This window comes from Gordonia abscondita, assembly GCF_032711245.1.
GTDB lineage: Bacteria > Actinomycetota > Actinomycetes > Mycobacteriales > Mycobacteriaceae > Gordonia.
Genome location: NZ_CP128986.1, coordinates 301,653 through 324,452, shown reverse-complemented (window position 1 = coordinate 324,452; position 22,800 = coordinate 301,653). Strand labels below are relative to the sequence as shown.

General features: G+C 66.9%; 24 protein-coding genes. 11 read left to right on the top strand and 13 right to left on the bottom strand.

Annotation, left to right across the window (positions count from 1 at the left end):
• Positions 1-148 precede the first annotated feature (148 nt).
• Genes MP11Mi_RS01460 through sdhC form a run of 4 tightly spaced genes read right to left on the bottom strand, consistent with a single transcriptional unit; the run spans position 149 to position 3,555 of the window.
• Positions 149-931: a succinate dehydrogenase iron-sulfur subunit gene (locus MP11Mi_RS01460; protein ID WP_236999538.1), complete on the bottom strand. Its 783-nt coding sequence runs from the start codon at positions 929-931 to the stop codon at positions 149-151.
• A complete protein-coding gene (gene sdhA / locus MP11Mi_RS01455) occupies positions 931-2,685 on the bottom strand; it encodes a succinate dehydrogenase flavoprotein subunit (protein ID WP_420040553.1) in 1,755 nt (584 codons plus the stop codon). The genes MP11Mi_RS01460 and sdhA overlap by 1 nt, the downstream gene beginning before the upstream one ends.
• Before the next feature lie 18 nt (positions 2,686-2,703).
• Positions 2,704-3,132 (bottom strand): succinate dehydrogenase hydrophobic membrane anchor subunit, encoded by a 429-nt coding sequence (locus tag MP11Mi_RS01450; protein ID WP_420040552.1) that lies wholly within the window; start codon positions 3,130-3,132, stop codon positions 2,704-2,706.
• A gap of 15 nt (positions 3,133-3,147) precedes the next feature.
• Positions 3,148-3,555 carry a succinate dehydrogenase, cytochrome b556 subunit gene (sdhC, locus tag MP11Mi_RS01445; protein ID WP_420040551.1) on the bottom strand — a complete coding sequence of 136 codons (408 nt, stop codon included), beginning with the start codon at positions 3,553-3,555 and terminating at the stop codon, positions 3,148-3,150.
• Positions 3,556-3,752: 197 nt separating this feature from the next.
• Here sdhC and MP11Mi_RS01440 point away from each other — a divergent pair, with 197 nt between their 5' ends.
• A complete protein-coding gene (locus MP11Mi_RS01440; protein ID WP_420041977.1) occupies positions 3,753-4,187 on the top strand; it encodes a cytidine deaminase in 435 nt (144 codons plus the stop codon).
• Positions 4,187-5,452 (top strand): thymidine phosphorylase, encoded by a 1,266-nt coding sequence (locus MP11Mi_RS01435; RefSeq protein WP_420040550.1) that lies wholly within the window; start codon positions 4,187-4,189, stop codon positions 5,450-5,452. The genes MP11Mi_RS01440 and MP11Mi_RS01435 overlap by 1 nt, the downstream gene beginning before the upstream one ends.
• A gap of 6 nt (positions 5,453-5,458) precedes the next feature.
• Here MP11Mi_RS01435 and MP11Mi_RS01430 read toward each other — a convergent pair whose 3' ends face one another.
• On the bottom strand, positions 5,459-6,481 hold the full coding sequence (locus tag MP11Mi_RS01430) for a glycerophosphodiester phosphodiesterase (protein ID WP_420040549.1): 1,023 nt from the start codon (positions 6,479-6,481) through the stop codon (positions 5,459-5,461).
• A gap of 146 nt (positions 6,482-6,627) precedes the next feature.
• On the opposite strand from MP11Mi_RS01430, the gene MP11Mi_RS01425 reads away from it, so the two are divergent.
• Positions 6,628-7,710, top strand: coding sequence for an adenosine deaminase (locus MP11Mi_RS01425; protein WP_420040548.1), 1,083 nt, complete (start codon positions 6,628-6,630; stop codon positions 7,708-7,710).
• Between the two features lie 128 nt (positions 7,711-7,838).
• On the opposite strand, the gene MP11Mi_RS01420 is transcribed toward MP11Mi_RS01425, so the two are convergent.
• The gene (locus tag MP11Mi_RS01420) at positions 7,839-9,122 is read right to left on the bottom strand and encodes a primosomal protein (protein WP_420040547.1); all 1,284 of its coding nucleotides are present in this window, start codon (positions 9,120-9,122) and stop codon (positions 7,839-7,841) included.
• A 183-nt stretch (positions 9,123-9,305) separates the two neighbouring features.
• Between MP11Mi_RS01420 and MP11Mi_RS01415 the strand changes: the two genes are divergently transcribed.
• The 4 genes from MP11Mi_RS01415 to MP11Mi_RS01400 are packed head-to-tail and all read left to right on the top strand — an operon-like array spanning position 9,306 to position 11,872.
• On the top strand, positions 9,306-9,605 hold the full coding sequence (locus MP11Mi_RS01415) for a type VII secretion target (RefSeq protein WP_420040546.1): 300 nt from the start codon (positions 9,306-9,308) through the stop codon (positions 9,603-9,605).
• Positions 9,602-10,534, top strand: a complete 933-nt coding sequence (locus MP11Mi_RS01410; protein WP_420040545.1) for a C40 family peptidase — start codon at positions 9,602-9,604, stop codon at positions 10,532-10,534. Before MP11Mi_RS01415 ends, MP11Mi_RS01410 begins: the two co-directional genes overlap by 4 nt.
• 35 nt (positions 10,535-10,569) lie before the next feature.
• Positions 10,570-11,211, top strand: coding sequence for a uracil phosphoribosyltransferase (upp, locus tag MP11Mi_RS01405; protein ID WP_420040544.1), 642 nt, complete (start codon positions 10,570-10,572; stop codon positions 11,209-11,211).
• A gap of 13 nt (positions 11,212-11,224) precedes the next feature.
• Positions 11,225-11,872, top strand: a complete 648-nt coding sequence (locus MP11Mi_RS01400) for a YoaK family protein (RefSeq protein ID WP_420040543.1) — start codon at positions 11,225-11,227, stop codon at positions 11,870-11,872.
• Here MP11Mi_RS01400 and MP11Mi_RS01395 read toward each other — a convergent pair.
• From MP11Mi_RS01395 to MP11Mi_RS01385, 3 genes are read right to left on the bottom strand one after another with little or no spacing between them, the layout of a single operon-like run.
• Positions 11,854-12,471 carry a hypothetical protein gene (locus tag MP11Mi_RS01395; RefSeq protein ID WP_420040542.1) on the bottom strand — a complete coding sequence of 206 codons (618 nt, stop codon included), beginning with the start codon at positions 12,469-12,471 and terminating at the stop codon, positions 11,854-11,856. The genes MP11Mi_RS01400 and MP11Mi_RS01395 overlap by 19 nt on opposite strands.
• Positions 12,468-14,000, bottom strand: coding sequence for a phospho-sugar mutase (locus tag MP11Mi_RS01390; protein ID WP_420040541.1), 1,533 nt, complete (start codon positions 13,998-14,000; stop codon positions 12,468-12,470). The genes MP11Mi_RS01395 and MP11Mi_RS01390 overlap by 4 nt, the downstream gene beginning before the upstream one ends.
• A complete protein-coding gene (locus MP11Mi_RS01385; protein ID WP_420040540.1) occupies positions 14,000-14,815 on the bottom strand; it encodes a purine-nucleoside phosphorylase in 816 nt (271 codons plus the stop codon). Before MP11Mi_RS01385 ends, MP11Mi_RS01390 begins: the two co-directional genes overlap by 1 nt.
• A 29-nt stretch (positions 14,816-14,844) precedes the next feature.
• On the opposite strand from MP11Mi_RS01385, the gene MP11Mi_RS01380 reads away from it, so the two are divergent.
• Both MP11Mi_RS01380 and MP11Mi_RS01375 read left to right on the top strand, forming a co-directional pair.
• Complete coding sequence (locus MP11Mi_RS01380) at positions 14,845-15,540, top strand: enoyl-CoA hydratase/isomerase family protein (RefSeq protein WP_420040539.1); 696 nt, start codon at positions 14,845-14,847, stop codon at positions 15,538-15,540.
• Positions 15,540-16,703, top strand: a complete 1,164-nt coding sequence (locus tag MP11Mi_RS01375) for an amidohydrolase (protein ID WP_420040538.1) — start codon at positions 15,540-15,542, stop codon at positions 16,701-16,703. Before MP11Mi_RS01380 ends, MP11Mi_RS01375 begins: the two co-directional genes overlap by 1 nt.
• Positions 16,704-16,803: 100 nt before the next feature.
• Here the strand turns inward: MP11Mi_RS01375 and MP11Mi_RS01370 are convergent, their stop codons facing one another.
• The gene (locus tag MP11Mi_RS01370) at positions 16,804-17,292 is read right to left on the bottom strand and encodes a gamma-glutamylcyclotransferase (RefSeq protein WP_420040537.1); all 489 of its coding nucleotides are present in this window, start codon (positions 17,290-17,292) and stop codon (positions 16,804-16,806) included.
• Between the two features lie 114 nt (positions 17,293-17,406).
• On the opposite strand from MP11Mi_RS01370, the gene MP11Mi_RS01365 reads away from it, so the two are divergent.
• Positions 17,407-18,810, top strand: a complete 1,404-nt coding sequence (locus MP11Mi_RS01365; protein WP_420040536.1) for an NAD(P)H-quinone dehydrogenase — start codon at positions 17,407-17,409, stop codon at positions 18,808-18,810.
• A 6-nt stretch (positions 18,811-18,816) separates the two neighbouring features.
• Positions 18,817-20,226, top strand: a complete 1,410-nt coding sequence (locus tag MP11Mi_RS01360) for an MFS transporter (RefSeq protein ID WP_420040535.1) — start codon at positions 18,817-18,819, stop codon at positions 20,224-20,226.
• Positions 20,227-20,279: 53 nt separating this feature from the next.
• On the opposite strand, the gene MP11Mi_RS01355 is transcribed toward MP11Mi_RS01360, so the two are convergent.
• The 3 genes from MP11Mi_RS01355 to glpK all read right to left on the bottom strand — a co-directional run bounded on the left by MP11Mi_RS01355 (position 20,280) and on the right by glpK (position 22,736).
• Positions 20,280-20,765, bottom strand: a complete 486-nt coding sequence (locus MP11Mi_RS01355) for an SRPBCC family protein (RefSeq protein WP_420040534.1) — start codon at positions 20,763-20,765, stop codon at positions 20,280-20,282.
• Between the two features lie 32 nt (positions 20,766-20,797).
• On the bottom strand, positions 20,798-21,139 hold the full coding sequence (locus MP11Mi_RS01350; protein WP_420040533.1) for an ArsR/SmtB family transcription factor: 342 nt from the start codon (positions 21,137-21,139) through the stop codon (positions 20,798-20,800).
• An 88-nt stretch (positions 21,140-21,227) separates the two neighbouring features.
• A complete protein-coding gene (gene glpK / locus MP11Mi_RS01345) occupies positions 21,228-22,736 on the bottom strand; it encodes a glycerol kinase GlpK (RefSeq protein WP_420040532.1) in 1,509 nt (502 codons plus the stop codon).
• Positions 22,737-22,800: the final 64 nt, after the last annotated feature.

Sequence of the window (22,800 nt, the reverse complement as noted above, 5' to 3'; positions counted from 1 at the left end):
CACCTTCCTTCTGCTGTCGGGCCATCTGCTGTCTGGCCATCGCCGGTGGTTGCGACGAACCGCCGCCACCCGAGCGACGAGAGAGCCCCGACCGGAACGGTCGGGGCTCTCTCGGGGCTGCAGAGAAAGGTCTGCGGTTTTGTACTAACTAGCGCGAGAACATCAGGGCGCGTTTGACTTCCTGAATGGCCTGCGTCACCTGGATGCCGCGGGGGCACGCGTCAGTGCAGTTGAAGGTCGTGCGGCAACGCCACACGCCGTCGACGTCGTTCAGGATGTCGAGCCGCTCGGCTGCGGCCTCGTCACGGCTGTCGAAGATGAAGCGGTGCGCGTTCACGATCGCGGCCGGACCGAAGTACGAGCCTTCGTTCCAGAACACCGGGCAGCTCGTCGTGCAGCAGGCACAGAGAATGCACTTGGTGGTGTCGTCGAAGCGGGCGCGGTCGGCCTGGCTCTGCAGACGCTCGGCGGTCGGCTCGTTGCCCGACGTGATCAGGAACGGCTTGATCGCACGGTACGCGTCGAAGAACGGCTCCATGTCGACGACCAGGTCCTTCTCGACAGGGAGGCCCTTGATCGGCTCGATGGAGATCGTGATCTCCTTCGACGAGTCCTTCGGCAGCAGGTCCTTCATGAGGAGCTTGCAGGCCAGCCGGTTGACGCCGTTCACACGCATCGCATCCGAGCCGCACACGCCGTGCGCGCAGCTGCGGCGGAACGTCAGCGACCCGTCCAGGTAGCCCTTCACGTAGAGGAGCAGGTTGAGCAGGCGGTCGGTCGGCAACGCCGGGACGCGAAAGCTCTCGAAGCCCTGCGCGTCCGGATCCTCCGGGTTGAACCGATAGATCTTCAGCGTGACCATGGTCGCCTCGGCGGGGACGTCGGGCAACGGTGGCTCGCTGGTCGCTGGGTTCTCCAAAGTGGCAGTCATCAGTACTTACGCTCCATCGGCTCGTAGCGGGTCTGGACGACGGGCTTGTAGTCGAGCTCGATGTCGGCGAGCAGGCCCAAACCCTTCTTGTACGCCATGGTGTGCACCAGGAAGTTCTCGTCGTCGCGCTTCGGGAAGTCCTCGCGGGCGTGGCCGCCGCGCGACTCCTTGCGATTGATCGCACCGGCGACGGTGACCTCGGCCATCTCCAACAGGAAACCGAGTTCGACGGCCTCGAGGAGGTCGGTGTTGAAGCGCGTGCCCTTGTCGTGGACGCGGACGTGGTTGTATCGCTCCTTGAGAGCGCGGACACCGTTGAGCGCAGTGGTCAAGGTGTCCTCGGTGCGGAACACCGACGCGTTGTTGTCCATCAACTGCTGCAGCTCGGTGCGAATGTCCGCGACGCGCTCGTTGCCGTGCTCGGACAGCAGCCCGGCTAGCCATTCGTCGACCAGTTTGGTCGGCGTCTCTTCGATCTCGGTGAACGATGCGGAATTCGCGTAGTCGGCGGCGGCGATACCCGCGCGGCGACCGAACACGTTGATGTCGAGCAGCGAGTTGGTGCCCAGGCGGTTCGCCCCGTGCACCGAGACGCACGCGCACTCGCCCGCGGCGAACAGGCCGTGGACGATCTGCTCGTTGTTGCTGAGTACCTGACCGTTGACGTTGGTCGGGATTCCGCCCATCACGTAGTGGCAGGTCGGGTACACCGGGACGAGTTCGGTGACCGGGTCGACGCCCAAGTAGGTTCGCGCGAACTCGGTGATGTCGGGGAGTTTCTCGTTGAGTACATCCTCGCCGAGGTGGCGCACGTCGATGTAGACGTAATCCTTGTTCGGGCCGGCGCCGCGACCTTCGAGTACTTCCAGCACCATCGAGCGGGCGACGATGTCGCGCGGCGCGAGGTCCTTGATGGTCGGGGCGTAGCGCTCCATGAATCGTTCGCCGTCGGCGTTGCGGAGGATGCCGCCCTCGCCTCGGACCGCTTCGGAGATCAAGATGCCCAGACCGGCGAGGCCAGTCGGGTGGAACTGGTGGAACTCCATGTCCTCGAGCGGCAGACCCTTGCGGAAGATGATGCCCATGCCGTCACCGGTGAGGGTGTGCGCGTTGGACGTCGTCTTGTACATGCGGCCCGAGCCGCCGGTCGCGAACACGATTGACTTCGCGTGGAAGACGTGGATCTCGCCGGTGGCCAGCTCGTATGCGACGACTCCGTTGGCGACGGGCTCGCCGTTCTCGTCGGTCGTCATGTTGACGTCGAGCGCGTAGAACTCGTTGTAGAACTCGACGTCGTGCTTGACGCAGTTCTGGTACAGGGTCTGAAGGATCATGTGGCCGGTGCGGTCGGCGGCGTAACAGGCGCGACGGACCGGAGCCTTACCGTGGTCACGCGTGTGGCCGCCGAATCGACGCTGGTCGATCTTGCCCTCAGGGGTGCGGTTGAAGGGGAGACCCATCTTCTCCAGGTCGAGCACCGCGTCGATGGCCTCCTTGGCCATGATCTCGGCGGCGTCCTGGTCGACGATGTAGTCGCCGCCCTTCACCGTGTCGAAGGTGTGCCACTCCCAGTTGTCTTCTTCGACGTTGGCGAGTGCGGCACACATGCCGCCCTGCGCCGCGCCGGTGTGGCTGCGGGTCGGGTAGAGCTTGGTCAGCACCGCGGTGCGGGCGCGGGGCGCGGCCTCGATGGCCGCGCGCATGCCTGCGCCACCGGCACCGACGATGACGACGTCATAGCGATGTTCCTGCATGGTGTTTCTCAGTACTCCTTAGCTGCGGCCGAAGGTGAGGATCGCGTAGGTGCCCAACACGAGGATCAAGATCATCGAGAGGCCGAGCAGCACGTTGAGCCAGAAGCGGGTGCTGTCCTTGCGTGAATAGTCGGCGATGATTGTGCGGACACCGTTGGCGCCGTGGATTTCGGCGAGCCACAGCATGAAGAGGTCCCACACCTGCCAGAACGGCTGCCTCCACCGATCAGCCACGAAGCTCGCGTCGATGCGGTGCACCCCGTCGTCGACCATCAGCATGATGAACATGTGGCCGAACGTCAGGATGATCAGGGCGATGCCCGAGAAGCGCATGAACATCCAGGCGTACTTCTCGAAGTTGCCACCCTTGTGCGGACGGGGGCTGCGGGGGTTGTCCAGGCTAGCCGGACGGTCGTACTCGGTACCGAGTGTCTTGACTTCAGTCATTGTTTTCTCCCGGTCCTAGAACGCGTGGGTGATCAGGATCTGCAGCAGGCGGGCCGCAGCGGCGATGAACACGATGGCGAAGACCGTCAGGATGGTCCAGAGCATCTGGCGCTGGTACTTGGCGCCCTTGCTCCAGAAGTCGACCAGGATGACGCGCAGGCCGTTCAGTGCGTGGTACAGGACGCAGAACACCAGGCCGATCTCCATGAGGCCGATCAGCGGCGTCTTATAGGTCTCGATGATCTCGGTGTACGTGTTCTCGTTGACCGAGATCACGGCCGTGTCGAGGACGTGCACGAAGAGGAAGAAGAAGATGGAGACGCCGGTGATGCGGTGCAACACCCACGACCACATTCCTGGGTCACCTCGGTAGAGAGATCGTTTGCGCACCGGTGCTGGTGCGACCTCGGTGGGGGTGCTCATCGCGAAACTACGCCTCCAAAGTCGTTGTCATTTACTGGTGTCTCGGGGCGTTCGAGCGACGACGCGGCGGGACCCATCGCACCTGACTTTAAACCTAAGCTGAGGCCTATCGTGAATTGCCCGAACAATGTGATCAGGGTCCTCGAATTTCTTTAGGTATGCCTTACCTTTTGTATTTGACAGCTCGGCGAGAGGGAATTGTGACGCGTATAGACTTCGAAGTTCTCCAGGAGGCGGCCGCAACCGCGATGACCAGGGCGTATGCACCCTACTCACGGTTTCCGGTCGGGGCGGCCGCTATCACCGAGGACGGTGAAATAATTACCGCAGCCAATGTGGAAAATGTCTCATATGGTCTGGGTCTCTGCGCCGAGGTGGCATTGGTCTCAGTCGGTGTTTCCCGAGGTGTCCTCGACGGTTCGCAAGGCGACCGGAACAAACGTCTCGTCGCCGTCACAGTGTGCGACGGCGGCGGCCGATCGCTGACCCCCTGCGGGCGGTGCCGACAGGTGCTGTTGGAGTTCGGTGGACCGGGCCTGCTCGTCGACGGGGCGCAGGGGCCGCGACCGCTCGGCGAACTACTTCCGGACGCGTTCGGACCAGACGATCTCGATCGGGTGCGGAGACCGTGATGGACCCGATAACGGTGATCGCGACCAAACGCGACGGCGGGGAACTGTCCACCGAGCAGATCCGGGACGTGATCGCCGGATTCACGGCCGGCGACGTCGCGCCCGAACAGATGTCGTCACTGCTCATGGCGGTCGTGCTCAACGGGATGGGACGACGGGAAATCGCGAACTGGACGGCCGCGATGATCGACTCCGGTGTCCGACTGGACCTGTCGGGGCTGCGGACGGTCGACAAGCACTCGACGGGTGGTGTCGGCGACAAAATCACGCTGCCGTTGACGCCGCTGGTCGCGTCGTATGGTCTCGCAGTTCCGCAACTGTCGGGCCGGGGCCTCGGTCACACCGGCGGAACCCTCGACAAGCTCGAGTCCATCCCAGGATGGCGGGCAGAACTCACCGTCGACGAGATGCGGGCGCAACTGCGCGACGTCGGGGCCGTGGTCTGCGCGGCCACCGCCGACCTCGCTCCGGCCGACCGCAAGCTGTACGCGCTGCGCGACGTGACCGGGACGGTGGCGTCGATCCCGCTGATCGCCAGCAGCATCATGAGCAAGAAGATAGCCGAAGGGACCGGAGCTCTCGTCCTCGACGTGAAAGTCGGATCGGGAGCCTTCATGAAGACCTACGCCGACGCAGCGGAACTCGCCGAAGCGATGGTCGAGCTGGGCGCCGATGCAGGCGTCGACACGCGGGCGCTGCTCACTGACATGTCGTCGCCGCTCGGCCGGACCGCGGGCAACGCCGTCGAGGTCGCCGAATCGCTCGACGTACTCGCCGGCGGCGGACCGCCGGACGTCGTCGAGCTCACGGTGGCGTTAGCGCGGGAGATGCTCGACGCGGGCGGCCTCGGGGACGTCGATGCTGCCGAGAACCTGCGCAATGGTCGCGCGATGGACGTCTGGCGCGCGATGATCAACGCGCAGGGCGGCGACCCCGACGCCGCACTGCCGGAGCCGCGCCATACACACATCGTCACCGCGACCAGCGACGGATATCTCGGTGGCCTCGACGCACTGGCCGTGGGCGAAGTGGCCTGGCTGTTGGGGGCGGGCCGGTCACGTCCCGGCGAGTCCGTCTCGTACGCCGCGGGCGTCACCTGGCATGCGGGCGTCGGCGACCCGGTCTGCTCCGGCACGCCGCTGTTCACCCTGGCCTTCGACGACGAGGAACGTCTGGAACGGGCCGTCGAGCGGCTCGGTGAAGCGGCGCAGATCGTCGCGGAGCCGTCCCGTCCCGGCCAACGAGTACTCGGACGGGTGGGGTGATCGGGCTCAGCCCCGCCGGTACGCCTTCGGCAGCGCGAGCCCCTGGCCCCGGAACACCGATCGCAGCCGGGTCGGATAGTCGGTGATGACGCCGTCGACGCCGAAGGACAGCTGCTTGCGCATGTCGGCCTTCTCGTTCACGGTCCACGGGATCACCCGCAGGCCAGCGGCGTGGGCGCGGGCCACGAGCGTGGCGTCCGACAGCGCGAAAGCGGGCGATAGGACGTCGAAGCCGACGGACTTCGCCGCGGCGACGACGTCGCCGCCGGACCGTTTGTAGTCGACCGGACCGAGCCAGCGCGAGCCCGGCTTCCAGGTCGTGTCGTCGTAGAGTGCGACCAGTGGGATGCGCGGTTCCTGCGCGCGGACCAGCGGCAGGCTGCGCCAGTCGAAGCTCTGGATTTCCACGCGGTCGGTGAGGTGCGCTCTGCGGACCTCACGCAGGATCGACGAGACGAATACAGCGGGTTGCGCGCTGCGGTCGCGTTCTTCGGCTTCGATCTTGGTCTCGATGTTGAAGCGGACTTTGTTGTTCTTGTACTTCGCGGCCAGCGCGAACACCTGGGGGAGCGTCGCAATGCGGTTGCCGGTCACGGGCTTTGCGGCGGGGAAGTCCGCGAGCTTCTTGTCGCACACCAGGGTCTGGATCTGGCGATGGGTCAGATCGTGAACGTCCTTGCCGACGTACGGGAACTGGCGGTCGCCTGCGAACGCGGGCAGCGTGTCGCGGCACTTATCGGCCTGGATCTGCGGATCGTGCCAGACCAGCGGGACCGAGTCCTTGCTCATCACGACGTCCAGTTCGAGCGTGGTGACGCCCAGCTCTAGCGAGCGGGCGAAGCCGTACAGCGACTCTTCGGTGTGCTCGCCGCGGCCACCGCGGTGCGATTGGAGTTCGACGCTCTTGTCGGCGACGGGCCGGGCCCCGTCGGCGGTGGGTTCAGCACGGACGGGGCCGGCGAGCACGGTGCCGGCGGCGATCGCCGCGGCGACGGCGACGGTGGAGAGACGGGCGAGTCGGGAAGTCATGGCGCAGACGCTAATGGCGGCAGGGGAACGATCGGCGACCGAGGGGTTGCGTACGGCTGACCGGATCGTGTCATCGGGTGGGCGAGGTCCTCGTGCGGTCGACCATCCGGTGAGCGGGTCCATGGTCGGGCGGATACGGTCGAGTCATGATCACCGTTGAACAGTGCCGACTGGCGCCCAAGGTACTTCTGCACGATCATCTCGACGGCGGGCTGCGCCCGGCGACGGTCCTCGACCTGGCCCGCGAAACCGGCTACGATAAGCTGCCCGCCGACGACGCTGTCGAGCTCGCGCGATGGTTTCGCACCGCCGCCGACAGCGGTTCGTTGGAGAAGTATCTGGAGACGTTCGCACATACGGTCGGCGTCATGCAGACGCGGCCCGCGTTGGAGCGGGTGGCGCGCGAATGCGTGGCTGACCTTGCCGAAGACGGTGTCGTGTACGCGGAAGTCAGATTCGCGCCGGAACTGCATCTCGAGGCGGGACTGACGCTCGACGAGGTGGTCGAGGCTGTCCTCGCCGGTTTCGCGGCCGGCCGTGAGGCGGCCCACGCGGCGGGTCGCGGCATCGTCGTCGGCTGCCTGGTGACGGCGATGCGGCATGCGGCGAGGTCTCGGGAGATCGCCGAACTCGCCGTCCGGTTCCGGGACCGCGGGGTGGTCGGATTCGACATCGCGGGCGCCGAAGCCGGTAACCCGCCGAGCAGACATCTCGACGCATTCGACTACTTGCGGGCCGAATGCGCCCACTTCACCATCCACGCGGGCGAGGCGTTCGGCCTCCCGTCGATCCACGAGGCGATCGCGTTCTGCGGCGCCGATCGACTCGGCCACGGTGTGCGTGTCACCGACGACATCGACCTGACCGCCGGACTCGGCTCGGCGCGCCTTGGACGTGTCGCGAATTATGTGCGCGACAAGCGGATCCCTCTGGAGATGTGCCCGAGCAGCAATGTTCAGACCGGTGCGGTCGCCTCGATGGCCGACCACCCGTTCGACAAGCTTGCGCGACTGAGATTCCGCGTCACTGTCAACACGGATAACCGGTTGATGAGCGACACGACCATGAGCCGCGAGTTCATGGTCTTGCACGAACAGTTCGGTTACGGGTGGGCCGACTTCGAACGCTTCACCGTCAACGCGATGAAATCGGCGTTCCTCCCGTTCGGGGAGCGGCTGGCACTCATCGACGGCGTGATCAAACCAGGCTTCCGGGTGCTGATGGGCTAGCGCACTGAACGACTAGCGCACTGAGGACTAGCGCAGTGAGGACTAGCGCAGTGAGGACTAGCGCAGAAAACGTTGGCACTCGAACCGTTCTCCCAGAGCAGTTCGAGTGCCAACGTTCTTGGTGAAAACTATCCGCGCTTGGTGAGCCGGTCCTCGAAGTCGTGGACGAGAGCCTTCCAGACCTCGGCCTCGTTGTCGTACGGCCCGGACGGGGCCAGGCGCTTGGGATCAGGGTTGATCGCGTAATCGACGAGCCAGCCGAGCGGGGTGGTCGACGCGAGTTGCTCGTTGACCGTGTCGATGCCCGCGTAGTCGGCGGCATCGGTGAGTAACTCGACGGCCAGGTCGATCTGGCGCGACTCGACGCGACGGGGACCGTCGAGGATGTCCTCGTCGATGCCTTGCAGCGCGTACACGTTCTCCGGCAGCACCTGGTACTCGATCTCGGCGGTCTCGGCGGCGCTGCGCACATCGGCGAACGTCGACAGTTCGGCGAGATCATGCTCGGAATCGTCCGCCAGGAAGCGGGTCAGCGCTCGCTCGGAGCCGAATCCGAAGATCTGGCCCTTGGCGCCGAGGAATAGCGGGTCGTCGCCGAGATAGCAGCGCAGGGTCAGGAATTCGCCCGCATCGGTGTAGATGCGGATCGGGTCGATGCCGACGGTCGCCCAGAAGTCGTCCTCGTCGACCGCGTCCTCGGCGTCGTCCTCATCGGAGTCTTCGTCGTCGCCTTCATCGTCTGCGTTCGAGTCGTCGTCTGCGCCATCCAACTCGTCGATGTCGTCGTCCGGCTCGTCCTCGTCCTCCGCCGATGCGGCCGCGGCCAGCTCTTCCTCGGCCTCCTCGACGGCGCTTGCATCGACCTTCGGCTTGGACACCACGGCGTCGAGCGCGTCGATGACGTCGTCCCAGTGCTTGGCGATGATGCGGCCGATACGGACCCACAGATCGATACCGTCACGGCCGGCGAAGTCGTTGGTGCCGACCGCTACCGCGCCGAGGATCGGATTGCCGGTGAAGAACTTGACGACCGGCTCCAGGTCGCAGACCTCGCCGAGGATCCGCACGATCTCGAGAGCGTCCTCGAGTTCGGCAATCACTTCGGGCTTCGGGTCCTCGGCGGCCAGCTCGGGAACGCCGATCAAGTCGTACGAGTGGCGGTCGTCCGGGATGAGTTCCTCGGCCTGCAACTTCTTGATCGTGTCCCACGCCGGATGATCGGCGAGGTCGTTGTCGTCGTCAGCGCGCACGAAAGCAGCGAGCCCCGCGACGGAGTCGAGAACGTACAGATCATCGTCGAGCCCAAGGAAGGCCTCCCACTCGTCGTCGCCCTCGCGCCATCGCGGGGCCCACAGAGTGAACAGGTTGCCTTCGGTGAGTCCGAGTTCAATGGGGACAATGTCTCCGGCCATGATCACAGAGCGTAGTCATGTTCGGCCGATCGTGCTCAACGCCCCCGCCTCAACGGGCCGGACAGCGTCCGTGCGTGGCCCCGGGACGCGGTCGCGGCACCGCGACCTCCGGTGACTCAGAGGCCGGTCGCGACACGCCGACGACGATGGAACCGAACCTGCGTCCGGCGCGTCTGACTGAGTATGAAGACAGTCACAGTTGAACCAGCATCAATCGGGCAGGCGACGCAGACTCAAGAGCGTGCGGCCGACCAGGTGTCGACGCAGGCGAATGCCGAACGCATCGACACCGGAGCACTCGCGGCGACCTTCGGGCTGATCGGGGCGGGCTTTCTATCGGCGTTAGCCGACGTCAGTGCGCAGCGCACCCGGACCCTCGACGGCCTGAGTACCGCGCACTCGTCGACGGCGAAGAAGGCCGTGGACGCGAATCGCGCGTACTGCTGCTGCGACGAGGCGAGCGCACAGGCGGTGGCGGTATGAGCGCAGCTCTGCTGATCGCGCCGCTCAAAATGCTGGTGTCGGTGCTTGGCACCGGCGTGCTGCCGCCCGGTGCGACGACGGCCCTCGGCAACGCGGAAACGACGCTCACCGCGGCGTCCGACGAGTCCGCGCGGACCGTCGCCGCGGTGAAGACCGGGTGGAAAGGCGACGGCGGGGAGGCCGCTGCGTCGACGGCGTCGACGCTCGCCGCCGTCGACTCCGCGGTCGGTCGGGCGGGCACCGACGTCGCGACGACCATCGAGTCGGCGGCCGGACATGTGCGGACCGCGAACACCGCCCTCAATGCGCTTGTGGAATCGTTCGTGACAGCCGCGTCGGCGGTGCCCGCGATCGCGACACCTGCCGGGCTGGCGACACTGATCCCGCTCGCTCTCGACCACATCGCGCGGGGCGTTCAAGTGATCCAGAAGGCGCAGACCGAACTAGAGGCCGACACCGCGGCGCTCGGCAGGCACAACGCACCAGCCGACGTGACGACCGGTTCGACGCAGACGACCAATGTCGGCGGGGAAGGGACCAAGATCGTTCTGCCCGACGGGTCGACGGTGCACGCGCCGAACGAGCGCGCGGCGACCGCTGTCCGCGCCGCCCTCAGCGTGCAGGGCACCCCGTACGTGTGGGGCGGGACCACCACCGACGGCTTCGACTGCAGCGGTCTCACCCAGTGGGCGTACCGGCAGGCCGGCGTCGAATTGCCGCGACTCGCGCAAGATCAGGACACCGCGGGCGTCGCGGTCGCTCAGTCGGCCCTACAGCCAGGCGACCTCGCCGTCTGGTCCGGCCATGTCGCGATGTACATCGGAAATGGTCAGTACGTTGAGACAGGCGGCGACCCGGTCGGTGTCTCGCCGCTCTACACCAACAACGCGGGACAGTCGTTCGAAGGCTTCTACCGGCCCAACACGTGAATCCGTGACGAGCGTGTACGTCTTACACTTCTCCCATGACGACGGCTTCCTCTCTCGACGTCCGCGTCGTCGACCATCCCGCTACCCGCGCGTGGTTGACGATCCTGCGGGACAAGCGGACTGACAACTCCGGCTTCCGTGGCGCGCTCGCCCGGCTCTCGTCGATGCTCGTCTACGAGGCGCTGAGGGATTCGCCCGTCGAAGAGTTCGACGTGCAGACGCCTGTCGCCGTCGCGTCGGGCGCGCGGATCGCGTCGCCGCCGCTGTTCGTGCCGGTCCTGCGTGCGGGGCTAGGAATGCTCGACGCCGCCCTCGACGTGGTGCCTGACGCGCGCATCGGCTTCATCGGAGTCGCCCGCGACGAAGAGACTGCGCTACCCGTCGAATACCTGGCGTCGCTGCCGGACGACTTGTCGGATCAGCCCGTCTACGTCCTCGACCCGATGCTCGCGACCGGCGGGTCACTCGTTCACACCCTCGACCTGCTCGCGGCGCGAGGTGCGACCGATCTGACCGCGGTGTGCGTCGTCGGTGCTCCGCAGGGCATCGCGGCTTTGGCAGACAGCCCCCACGAGGTGCGCGTGGTGATCGGCGCCGTCGACGACGGACTCGACGAGTACTCGTTCATCGTCCCCGGGCTCGGCGATGCAGGAGACCGCCAGTTCGGCCCCCGGTAGCTGGAACAGACTGATGCAGAACGTCCGTCGTCGCGAGTGGGCGCTCGCGGTAGTCCTCGCCGCCGTAGCAGGCGGCCTCGATGCGATCGGCTTCCTCGATCTCGGTGGCTACTTCGTGTCGTTCATGAGTGGGAACACGACGCGGATGTCCGCCGAAGCGGTCGACGTCGGGTGGGGAGTTGCTTGGCGCGCAGTCGGACTCGTCGGCCTGTTCTTCGGGGGTGCGGTGGCGGGGTCGATCCTCGCGCAGTATCGCGACGGGCGCGTGACTGTCCTCGTAGCGTCGACACTCCTCATCGGGATTTCCGCTGCGCTCAGCCTGCTGCCGTCGCTCCCGTTCCCGCCGGTACTCGGTGTGGCGATCGCGATGGGCGTCATGAACGCGACGTTCCTGCGTGACGGCGAGGTGTCGATCGGCGTCACCTACATGACGGGGACCCTGGTGAAGGCGGCGCAACGTCTGGGGTTGGCACTGACCGGCGGCCCGCGATGGCTGTGGCTGCGCCATCTCAGTCTGTGGGCGGCGTTGGCCGCCGGGTCACTGCTCGGTGCGTGGGCCTACAGCTGGTGGCACCTGGGCGCTCTATGGGTGGTGTTCGTGGTGATGGCGGCGGCCACGGCCGTCACGTGGGCGCTGCGACGTCAGTCCACCCATGCCTGAATCATCGATTCGACGTGCGGGCTGTCGCCGGGCACGGTGATGACGAGTGCCGACGTGCTGACCTCGTAGCTGGTTCCGCCGTTGACTGCGGTGAAGGTGTTGCCCGAACGGGTTGGGTAGTCGATCTCGATGGATCCGCCGTCGGCCGAACCCTTGTAGTAGTTGCGGCCGACCTGAGATCCGACCTGGCAGACGACGATCTGGGACCGATCGGTGTAGCCGATGAAGACCGCGGCGTCGTCGGCGTTGCATCGCGCAGACGATCCGGCGAAACCCTGCCAGTCCGCCCCCGACACCGTCGGCCACGAATGCGAGGTCGTTGGCGGCGGCGCGACGGTCGGGGCCCGATCCTGCGCCGTGGGCCCCTGTGTCGGCTGCTGGGTGACGGTCACCGTCGAACCCGACTGCTCCGGCTTCGGCGACGCGGACTCGCTCGACGATCCTGCGGTCGCAGTCTCGTCCGACTGCGAGTTCGCGTAAACGAGGGCGCCCGTGACACCGCCGATCAGCACGAGCACCCCGACGATGATCGCGACGATCACGGCGGGCGACGCCCAGGGCGAGCGCTGAGGCCCTTGGGGCGGAGTCGGGTACGTCATCGGTTGCGGTCCTCCCTGAGTTCGACAGTCGCGACCTCGTCCAGCGCGCTCTCGAGTTCCGCCGACACGTCGGCGCGTATGCGCCCAACACTAGTACCTGCGGCGGGACGGGTCAGTTGGCCGTAGATCTTCACCTTCGGCTCCGTGCCGCTCGGCCGTACGAACACGCGGAGTCGGCTGGTGGAGTTGCGCGACCCCACCAACTCCACTCCGTCGGTCCGCAGCCCGTCCTCGCGCGTCGCGTAGTCGACAGCGCCTACGTCGAAGCCCGCGAGGACCCGCGGCGGCTCGGCGCGGAGCCGGGACATGAACGCGTTGATCTGTGCGGGGTCCTCGAAGCGGAGGGAGCGTTGCGCGGTGACATACACGCCGCGTCGTTCGGCGAGCCGATCGAGCGCGACCGCGAGTCCGCCGCGCCCAGCCCACTCCTGTGCGATGCGGGCACAGGCGAGCGCCGCGCTGATCCCGTCCTTGTCGCGGACCGCGTCGGGGTCGACGCAGTGGCCGATCGCCTCCTCGTACGCGTAGACGAGCGGTTCGCCAGCCCGCACAAGCCATTTGAAGCCGGTGAGCGTGCGGCGAGCGTCGGCACCGCGGGCGAGCGCGTCGTCGTGCATCAGCGTGCCGGAGACGATGGAGCTCGCGACGACCGGACGTGTTCCGCCGCGTGCGAGCGCCTCGTCGAGGATCGCCGCGCCGAGCAACGCACCTGTCTCGTCGCCGGTCAGCATTCGCCACGTCCGCCCGTCGGACACGCCGACAGCGCAGCGGTCGGCGTCTGGGTCGAGCGCGATAGCCAGGTCGGCGTCGACGCGTGCCGCGGTCGCCAGCAGGAGGTCGGCAGCGCCCGGCTCCTCAGGGTTGGGGAATGCAACGGTCGGGAAGTCCGGGTCGGGGGCGAACTGCTCGGGCACCGGGTGGACGTCGGGGAATCCGGCGTCGCGCAGCGCGTCGACGACGAGGGTTCCGCCGACGCCGTGCATCGCGGTCACAGCGATGCGGACGTTTGGGCCGTCGAATGCCGGGAACCGGACGCGGAGCCGCGCGAGGTAGTCGTCGCGGACCCGATGCGCCCGCGCGTCGGGTTCGACAGAGATCCGCGATACATCGGCGCTGACGGCGCGGATGGCCTGTTCTATCGCGCGGTCGGCGGGTTCGACGAGTTGCGCTCCACCGTCGAGATACACCTTGTAGCCGTTGTCCCCGGGCGGGTTGTGGGATGCGGTCACCATCACCCCGGCGACGGCGTCGAGGGCACGGCACGCGAAGGAGACGAGCGGTGTCGGACCCGGATCGGGGAGTGCGATGACGTCGAATCCGCACGCGGCCAATACTTCTCGTGTGGCGGCAGCGAACTCTTCGGAGCCGTGCCGTGCGTCGCGTCCGACGACGACGGTTCCGCCCGCGTGCCCGTTCGCGGTCAGCCAGGCGGCCAGACCTGCCGTCGCCCGCGTCACGGTTCGCACGTTCATTCCGTCTGGGCCGTCGTCGACGGGGCCGCGCAGGCCCGCGGTGCCGAACGTGAGCATCAGTTGCGGCCGCCGATCTCGCGAATCACCGACGCGAGGAGTTCACCCATCCGCGCGGCAGATGCGCGGCCGACGGCGAGGACTTCCGCGTGATCGAGCGCCTCACCGGTGATGCCGGCCGCGAGATTCGTCACCAACGAAAGGCCGAGGACGTCGAGGCCCGCTGCCCGCGCGGCGATCGTCTCGTGAACTGTCGACATGCCGACGAGGTCGGCGCCCATCACGTCGAGCATCTTGATCTCGGCGGGCGTCTCGTACTGGGGGCCAGGCAGCCCCGCGTAGACGCCTTCGGAGAGGGTCGGGTCGATGCGCCGAGCTACGGCGCGCAGGGCGGGCGAGTAGGCGTCGACCATGTTCACGAAGTGTGCGCCATGCAATGGCGATCGGCCGGTCAAGTTGATCTGGTCGGCGATCAAGACCGGCTGGCCGACGGACATGTAGGGGCGGATGCCGCCCGCCGCATTCGTCACGACCACCGTGTGGACGCCAGCCGCGGCGGCCGTCCGGATCGGGTGAACGACCCGCGCCAAATCGTGTCCTTCGTAGGCGTGAACCCGACCGAGCATGACGAGCACCCGGACGCCGTCGACGTCGATCGACGCGACGGTGCCCGCGTGGCCCTGCGCCGACGGCGGCGCGAAGCCTGGGAGGTCGAGCATGCTGACCTCGGCAGAGGGCGTGCCGATGGCGCGGGCCGCGGGCGCCCACCCCGATCCGAGGACGACCGCCACATCGTGTCGGGGGCAAGCGGTCTGGGCGGCGAGGGCGTCGGCGGCCGCGGCCGCTGCGGAGTCGGGGTCGATGGTCGGATCCATGTGACAACCCTAAGATAAGGTTTTCAGCTATGCCGTACTTGAACGTGACCGACGACGCTGCTGAACTGTTCCTCGGAACCCTGGGCGTCGAACTGGACGAGTCCAATCCGGAGAACCGCTTCGCACTGGCGTGGCTCGACCACGTGACCGCGCTCCTCGACGAGGCGTTCGCCGCCCGCAAACCGTTGATCGTGTCGGCGACCGGCAAGTTCTTCTCCAATGGCCTCGACACCGACTATGTCGCCGCCAACGCGGGTGAACTGCCCGGCTACTTGGACACCATCCACCAGTTGTACGCGAAGATTCTGACCGCTCCGGCTCCGGTGATCGTCGCGATCAACGGCCACGCCTTCGGCGGCGGCGCGATGCTCGCGATGTGCGCTGATTACCGTCTGATGCGCTCTGATCGCGGGTACTTCTCGCTGCCCGAAGCCGCGCTGAACATGCCGTTCACCCGCGGGATGGCCTCGCTGATCCGCACCCGCATGTCGGACGCGACCGCGACCGAGGCGATGCTGACCAGTCGACGGTACGGCGGCGACGACGCGCGGGCCGCAGGCATCGTCGAAGAGTCCGTCCCCGCGGACGCGCTGCTCGCCCGAGCCCGTGAGGTGGCGCGCGAACGCTCGCCGCTGGTCGGCGACAACCTCTCCACCATCAAACGCGGACTGCGCCTTCCGCTCCTGGAAGACTTGAACACGGCGACCCCGGTCACGCTTCTCTGATGCTGCCCGTCATCTCCGAATGGTTGGACGCCAACCTTGATCGAGTGATCGGCTGGCGGCGCGAACTACATGCGTCGCCAGAGCTGTCGATGCAGGAGACGAAGACGACGGCGACCGTCGTCCGCATCCTTACCGAGGCCGGGCTCGCTCCGCGCGTCCTACCCAAAGGCACGGGTGTCGTCTGTGATCTGGGGCCAACCGACCGGCCACTCATCGGGCTGCGGGCCGACCTCGACGGTCTGCCGGTCCCGGAGCAGACGGGACTGCCATTCGCCTCCCGCAACGAGGGCGTATCCCATTCGTGTGGACACGACGCGCACTCGGCGATCCTGATGGGCGTTGGGCTTCTACTCGCCGAGATCGATCGTGACGGCGGTCTGCCGTTCGGGGTCCGACTCCTGTTCCAGGCAGCGGAGGAGGTGATGCCCGGCGGCGCGCTCGACGCCATCGACGCCGGAGTCACCGACGGACTGGGCCGCATCTTCGCGCTGCACTGCGACCCGCATCTGCAGGTCGGGACCGTCGGACTGCGGGCGGGGCCGCTGACGTCTGCCGCCGACCGCGTCGAGGTGCATCTGCACGGACCGGGCGGACACAGTTCGCGGCCGCACTTGACCAACGACCTGGTGTACGCGATGGGCGCGATCATCACTGGAGTTCCGGGAATCCTGTCGCGACGCATCGATCCGCGATCGGGCACTGTCGTCACGTGGGGCGCGGTCCATTCGGGCAATGCGCCGAACGCCATCCCGCAGGAGGGACGGATGCGGGGTACCGTCCGCACCGGCGACCACGACACCTGGCAGAAGTTGGAACCGTTGGTGCGCAGCGTGATCGGTGAGATCGCCGCACCGCTCGGCGTCGCCTGCGACATCACTTACTTCCGCGGCGTGCCGCCCGTGGTGAACGAGGCCGACAGTGTTGCGCTGTTGCGGCGCAGCGTCGAGGCACTCGGTCCCGGCGCCGACGTCGACACTCCGCAGTCGGCGGGCGGGGAAGACTTCGCCTGGTATCTCGAACGGGTTCCCGGTGCGATGGCGCGTCTCGGCGTGTGGAGCGGCTCCGGTCCGATGTGCGACCTGCACCAGCCGAACTTCGACATCGACGAGCGTGCGCTCGGCATCGGCATCGCTGTGTTGGCCGGAGCCGCACTCGGCGTGTGACCGGCCACGTCTGCATTACCAGCACGTATACGGTATCTACTCGGCGGAAATCGCCGATCAGGACTGAATACGTGCTAGTAATGCGGCGCCGCGAGGACCGTCAGTCGTCGTCGAGCGGTGCGTCGGGGCCAGGCCCCACATTGCGGGCCTCGTGCAGGCGGAGCCGTTCGACGTAGTCGGCTGGTGCGCCGGCGACTTCGGCGGCGTCGGCCATCACGCCGAGATAGCGTGCCGACGGCAGCCCGCCCTCATACCCGTCGATCACGTACAGCCAGGCCAGGACCGGGCCGTCGGCAGTGTTGACACGGGCGCGGATCTTGCGGTGGACGCCGAGTTCAGTGCCCTCCCACCGGTCGAGGTTCTTCTCATCCTCGGGCGGAACGTCGTACAAGACGACGAAGACGCATGCGCCGGGGTCATCGCGGTCCTCGGTGACGGTCGCGAGCGAGCCCTCCCAGCCGATGTCGTCACCGGCGAAGGTCAGCCGCCATCCTTTCAACCACCCCGTCGACGACATGGGGGAGTGAGGGGCCCGCTGCAGCATCTGCGCGGGATCCATGTTCGAGGCGTACGCGGCGTAGATCGGCACGGGCCCAAGCCTATGCGCTCACGCAATGCGTCGCAGCCGTGACCCGGCTAAGTTTGTACAGTCAGCCCCGCCAGATCAGCAATTGGGGCTCATCAGCAATAGGAGAGTGTCACTGTGTCCAGAATCGTGATCATCGGCGGAGGCCCCGCGGGCTACGAAGCGGCTCTGGCGGGAGCGGCATACGGCGCCGACATCACGATGATCGACGCCGACGGACCCGGTGGGGCATGCGTCCTGTGGGACTGTGTGCCATCTAAGACGTTCATCGCGTCGACCGGTATCCGCACCGACGTCCGACGCGCACGCGACCTCGGCGTCCACGTCCAGGTGGACGTATCGGCCATCGATCTGCCGCGCATTCACCAGCGTGTGAAGGATCTGGCGTTCGCTCAGTCCGCCGACATCCGTGCCCGTCTGACGAGCGAAGGCGTGAAGATCGTCGCGGGGCGGGCGCGTCTCGCGCAGGCACAGCCAGGCATCGGCGCGCACACGGTTATCGCGACGGCGCCGGACGGCACCGAGCAGGAGTACGAGGGCGACGTCGTCCTGATCTCGACCGGTGCGTCGCCGCGTGTCCTGCCGTCGGCGGTACCCGACGGCGAACGCATCCTCAACTGGCGCCAGCTGTACGACCTGCAGGTGCTGCCCGAGCATCTGATCATCGTCGGCTCGGGGGTCACCGGTGCCGAATTCGCGCACGCCTACACCGAACTCGGAGTCAAGGTGACGCTGGTGTCCAGCCGTGACCGGGTGCTGCCGCATGAGGACGAGGATGCTGCGCTCGTCTTGGAGGACGCGTTCTCCGAGCGTGGTGTGACGCTCATCAAGCATGCGCGCGCCGACCAGGTGACGCGCGACGCCGACAGCGCCACCGTGCATCTCGCAGATGGCCAGCAGGTGACCGGATCGCACGTGCTGATGACGGTCGGCTCGGTGCCGAACACCGACGGTCTCGGACTCGACGCCGCGGGGATCGTCACCGATCGCAGCGGCTACATCACCGTCGACCGAGTGAGCCGTACATCGGTGCCCGGCGTCTACGCGGCGGGCGACTGTACGGGTCTGCTGCCGCTGGCGTCGGTCGCCGCCATGCAGGGCCGTATCGCGATGTACCACTCGTTGGGCGAAGGCGTCAGTCCGTTGCGGCTCAAGACGGTCGCGTCGGCCATCTTCACACGCCCGGAGATCGCGAATGTCGGGGTGTCTCAGAAGGCGATCGACGCGGGCGAGTATCCGGCCCGCACCGTGATGCTTCCGCTCAAGACGAACCCGCGCGCCAAGATGAGTGGGCTGCGGCGCGGCTTCGTCAAGATCTTCTGCCGTCCCGCGACGGGGGTGGTGATCGGCGGTGTCGTCGTCGCGCCGAACGCGTCTGAGCTGATCCTGCCGATCGCATTGGCGGTCGAGAACAAGCTGCAGGTGTCCGAGGTCGCGAACACCTTCTCGGTGTATCCGTCGCTGTCCGGGTCCATCGCCGAAGCGGCGCGCCAACTGGTGCGCCACGACGATCTGGACTGACGGGAGTTGGCTTCCTGGTCTGAGCTGGCTGCCCGCGAACACCGTGCATCGGTGATCGTCCTCGCGGGCGGGGTGGCTCTCTACGCGATCAACGTCTATCTGACGACGAGTCTGCTGCCGAACGCCGTTGTCGACATCGGCGGTGAAGAGCTGTACTCGTGGACGATGACGGTGTTCCTCGTCGCATCCGTCATCTCGTCGATGTTGGTCAGCCGGGTGCTGTCGCGCTTCGGCGCACGCTGGTCGTATGTGGCCGGTTTCGTGGGCTTCGCCGTGGGCACCGTGATCGCGGGCGCGGCGCCGACGATGGTCGTGATGCTTGTCGGACGCGGTGTGCAGGGCTTCGCGGGCGGGATCCTCGTCGGACTCGGTTTCGCGGTGGTACGGACCGTGCTGCCGGCCCGACTGTGGCAGCGGTCGATCGCGTTGATGTCGGCGATGTGGGGCGTCGGGAACGTGATCGGCCCGATCGTCGGCGGCTTCTTCGCGCAGATCGGCGCGTGGCGGGCGGCGTTCGCCCTGCTCGCGGTGATCGCGGCCGCGTTGGTGGCACTGACCTTCCGAGCGCTGCCCGCGGGCACGGGGGAGGCGTCGTCGGACGCGGTCCCGTGGGGTTCGCTCGTGCTGTTGACGGGTGCGGCGGCCGCGGTGTCGATCGCGTCGATAGTCGACGGATCCGCGACCGTGATCCTCCTGGTGGTCGCACTGCTGGCGGGTGTCGCGTTCGTATGGCACGAGCGCGGCGCGGCTAATCGGGTGCTGCCGGAGATGACGTATCGCGGCCGGTCACCGCTGCGGTGGATCTATCTCGGCATCATCGTCCTCGCGATGGTGTCGACGGTCGAGATGTTCATCCCGCTGTTCGGCCAACGGATCGGCGGCCTCGGGCCGCTCGCCGCGGGACTATTGGGTGCGGCGATCTCGTGGGGGTGGACTGTCGGCACGTTGTCGAGTAGCGGCGCCGAGTCCGATCGGATGCGCCGCGCCGTCCGGGTCGCCGGTCCGTTGATTCTCGCGGCCGGGCTCGGCGCTTACGGCCTGCTCCAGGTGAACGATCCATCGGTGTGGGTGATCGTCGGTTGGTACGCGACCTTGCTGTTCGCAGGTACCGGTATCGGCATGGCGATCTCGCACTGGTTCACTGCGGGGATGCGGGTCAGCACCGACGAGGCGGAGGCCGCGCAGGCGTCCGCGGGACTTAACACGAGCCAGCTGATCGCGAACGCTTTCGGTTCGGCGATCGCTGGCGTCCTCGTCTCGCTCGGCGGCCCAGACGTCGTCGGCTCGGCACGCGTGCTGACCTTCGGCTTCGCCGCGCTCGCGTTGGTCGGCGTAGTCGTCGCATTCCGGGAGTTCGTTGCCGCGAAGTCGTGGCGGGTCGAACCTGCCCGCGCGGAGCACGACGTGCAGTTGTGAGCCGTCAACCCTCTCGTTGGTGTCACCCACTGACACCAACGAGAGGGTAAGCATCACGCCGCGAGTAGTGCGTCGATCTGATTGATGGCACCCGACGCGCCTTCGACGATGCCCATGTCGAGGACCTTCTGCAGTTCGTCGGCACTCGTGTACGTCGCCGCGTAGACGGCGCGGGTCCCATGGTCGGTAGCCGAGAACGTGTAGGTGTTCACCGAGACCGGCATCGCGTCGACCGGGTTGAGGTCGGCGTCGGCGAATCCGTCGCGGAACGTGAACGACGACGTCGCGTCGATCGTGATGAACTCCCACCAGCCGCCGAACTTCTCGCCGTCGGGCGACGTCATGTAGTAGGTGGCGCGCCCGCCGGGCGTGAAGTCGTGCTCGACGAACGTCGCGGGGTAGGTCGGCGGGCCCCAGATCTGCTCGAGGCGACGCGGGTCGGCGTAGACCTGCCACACGCTTTCGACGGGTGCGGCGAACTCCGCGGTGATCGTGAGGGTGAGAGCTTCGGTGTCGGTGGTGACGTCGATGACGGGCATGGTGTGCTCCTAAGTGTGGAATGCGTTGCGTTTCAGTTGTTCTCGGACTCGTCGACGGCGAGGAGTTCGTCGATCCTGGCGATCCGGCCGCGCCAGATCTGTTCGATGTCGCTCAGCATCGAGGACACCGATCGCACAGCCGCCACGTCGCCGGACGCCAATTGCCTGCGCCCGTCCCGTCGTTTGGTGAGCAGACCCGCCTTCTCTAGGACTGCGACGTGCTTCTGTACCGCGGCGAAGCTCATGTCGTACTTCTCCGCCAGCGTGCTGACCGAGTGCTCGCCGGCCAGGACGCGACGCAGGATGTCGCGGCGTGTCCGGTCCGACAGAGCGTGGAACAGTGCGTCTGCTCTGTCCTCGTCGCTCTCGGCCATGTCTTAAACATACAACTAAATGGTTGTATGTCAAGGCTGGGGCGACGTCGTTACCTCCCGCGGCGCGTCGTGACGTGCTGTGTGTGGCTTACGCCAGCCCGAAGCTGTGTTCCACCGCCTGATTCCAACCGGCGAACAGCGCGGTGCGCTGCTCGCCCGGCATCTGGGGATCCCAGCGCCCGCCCTCGGCCCAGTTGGCGCGAATGTCGTCCGTCGACTCCCAATAGCCGACGGCGAGCCCCGCCGCATACGCAGCACCGAGAGCGGTCGTCTCGTTGACGACAGGTCGGACTACGGGCACGTCGAGGATGTCCGACTGGAATTGCATCAGTAGTTCGTTCAACACCATCCCGCCGTCGACCTTCAAGGTGTTCAAAGCGACGCCCGAGTCGGCTTCCATTGCCTCGATGACCTCACGAGTCTGGTACGCACTCGCCTCCAGGACAGCGCGGGCGATGTGGTTGCGGTTCGCGAACCGAGTGAGGCCGACGATGACGCCGCGCGCGTCCGGCCGCCACCGCGGCGCGAACAGTCCAGAGAAGGCCGGTACGAAGTAGACGCCGCCGTTGTCGTCCGCGGCCCGCGCCAACTCTTCGACCTGAGCGGCGTTCGAGATGAGCCCCAGATTGTCGCGCAGCCACTGGACGAGGGAGCCGGTCACCGCGATCGACCCCTCGAGTGCGTAGCGGGCATCATCGTCACCGATCCGGTAACAGACCGTCGTCAGCAGACCGTGATCGGAGTAGACGGGTTCGGTACCCGTGTTGAGCAGCAGGAAGTTGCCGGTGCCGTACGTGTTTTTCGCCTCGCCCGGGTCGAGGCACGCCTGCCCGAACATCGCAGCCTGCTGGTCGCCGAGTATCCCTGCCAACGGGACACCGGGCAGTGCGCCCTCCGCGCGAAGTGGCGCGATGACCTCCGAACTGCTGCGGATCTCCGGCAGCATCGACACCGGGATGCCCATCTCGGCGCAGATCTGGTGATCCCACGCCAACGTGCGCAGGTCCATCAGCATGGTCCGCGACGCGTTCGTCACATCGGTCACGTGGAGCCCGCCGTCGACGCCGCCGGTCATATTCCAGGCCAGCCAGCAGTCCATCGTGCCGAAGGCGAGTTCGCCGCGGTCGGCACGTTCGCGGGCGCCGTCGACATTGTCGAGAATCCACCGGATCTTCGGGCCCGCGAAGTAGGCGGCGAGGGGGAGGCCAGTGCGCGTGCGGTACCGGTCGACGCCCTCGCCGCCCGCCAGCTCCTCGCACAGGGTGTCGGTCCGGGTGTCCTGCCAGACGATCGCGTTATGCACGGGCACACCGGTCGCCCGATCCCACACCACCGTCGTCTCCCGTTGGTTGGTGATGCCACACGCGACGATGTCGCCGGGAAGTAGATCGACGGCGGCCATCGCTGCCGCGGCGACGCGGCGAGTATTGCGCCAGATCTCCACCGCGTCGTGTTCGACCCACCCCGCGCACGGGAAGATCTGTTCGTGTTCGAGCTGCTCGGACGCGACCACAGCGCCCGCCCGGTCGAACACCATGGCGCGTGTGGACGTGGTCCCCTGATCGATTGCGACGACGTACTTTCCGCGTGAACTCACGGCCACAGTGTGTCATGTCACATCGTGACTGCGGCGGCCTACCTGCGTCGTAGTAGGCTCGCGC

What these genes read in the sequence shown, in the direction of transcription:
- MP11Mi_RS01460 (WP_236999538.1), bottom strand. Translation starts at nt 931, where the DNA reads ATGACTGCCACTTTGGAGAACCCAGCGACCAGCGAGCCACCGTTGCCC.
- sdhA (WP_420040553.1), bottom strand. Translation starts at nt 2,685, where the DNA reads ATGCAGGAACATCGCTATGACGTCGTCATCGTCGGTGCCGGTGGCGCA.
- MP11Mi_RS01450 (WP_420040552.1), bottom strand. Translation starts at nt 3,132, where the DNA reads ATGACTGAAGTCAAGACACTCGGTACCGAGTACGACCGTCCGGCTAGC.
- sdhC (WP_420040551.1), bottom strand. Translation starts at nt 3,555, where the DNA reads ATGAGCACCCCCACCGAGGTCGCACCAGCACCGGTGCGCAAACGATCT.
- MP11Mi_RS01435 (WP_420040550.1), top strand. Translation starts at nt 4,187, where the DNA reads ATGGACCCGATAACGGTGATCGCGACCAAACGCGACGGCGGGGAACTG.
- MP11Mi_RS01430 (WP_420040549.1), bottom strand. Translation starts at nt 6,481, where the DNA reads ATGACTTCCCGACTCGCCCGTCTCTCCACCGTCGCCGTCGCCGCGGCG.
- MP11Mi_RS01425 (WP_420040548.1), top strand. Translation starts at nt 6,628, where the DNA reads ATGATCACCGTTGAACAGTGCCGACTGGCGCCCAAGGTACTTCTGCAC.
- MP11Mi_RS01420 (WP_420040547.1), bottom strand. Translation starts at nt 9,122, where the DNA reads ATGGCCGGAGACATTGTCCCCATTGAACTCGGACTCACCGAAGGCAAC.
- MP11Mi_RS01415 (WP_420040546.1), top strand. Translation starts at nt 9,306, where the DNA reads ATGAAGACAGTCACAGTTGAACCAGCATCAATCGGGCAGGCGACGCAG.
- MP11Mi_RS01410 (WP_420040545.1), top strand. Translation starts at nt 9,602, where the DNA reads ATGAGCGCAGCTCTGCTGATCGCGCCGCTCAAAATGCTGGTGTCGGTG.
- upp (WP_420040544.1), top strand. Translation starts at nt 10,570, where the DNA reads ATGACGACGGCTTCCTCTCTCGACGTCCGCGTCGTCGACCATCCCGCT.
- MP11Mi_RS01400 (WP_420040543.1), top strand. Translation starts at nt 11,225, where the DNA reads ATGCAGAACGTCCGTCGTCGCGAGTGGGCGCTCGCGGTAGTCCTCGCC.
- MP11Mi_RS01395 (WP_420040542.1), bottom strand. Translation starts at nt 12,471, where the DNA reads ATGACGTACCCGACTCCGCCCCAAGGGCCTCAGCGCTCGCCCTGGGCG.
- MP11Mi_RS01390 (WP_420040541.1), bottom strand. Translation starts at nt 14,000, where the DNA reads ATGCTCACGTTCGGCACCGCGGGCCTGCGCGGCCCCGTCGACGACGGC.
- MP11Mi_RS01385 (WP_420040540.1), bottom strand. Translation starts at nt 14,815, where the DNA reads ATGGATCCGACCATCGACCCCGACTCCGCAGCGGCCGCGGCCGCCGAC.
- MP11Mi_RS01380 (WP_420040539.1), top strand. Translation starts at nt 14,845, where the DNA reads ATGCCGTACTTGAACGTGACCGACGACGCTGCTGAACTGTTCCTCGGA.
- MP11Mi_RS01375 (WP_420040538.1), top strand. Translation starts at nt 15,540, where the DNA reads ATGCTGCCCGTCATCTCCGAATGGTTGGACGCCAACCTTGATCGAGTG.
- MP11Mi_RS01355 (WP_420040534.1), bottom strand. Translation starts at nt 20,765, where the DNA reads ATGCCCGTCATCGACGTCACCACCGACACCGAAGCTCTCACCCTCACG.
- MP11Mi_RS01350 (WP_420040533.1), bottom strand. Translation starts at nt 21,139, where the DNA reads ATGGCCGAGAGCGACGAGGACAGAGCAGACGCACTGTTCCACGCTCTG.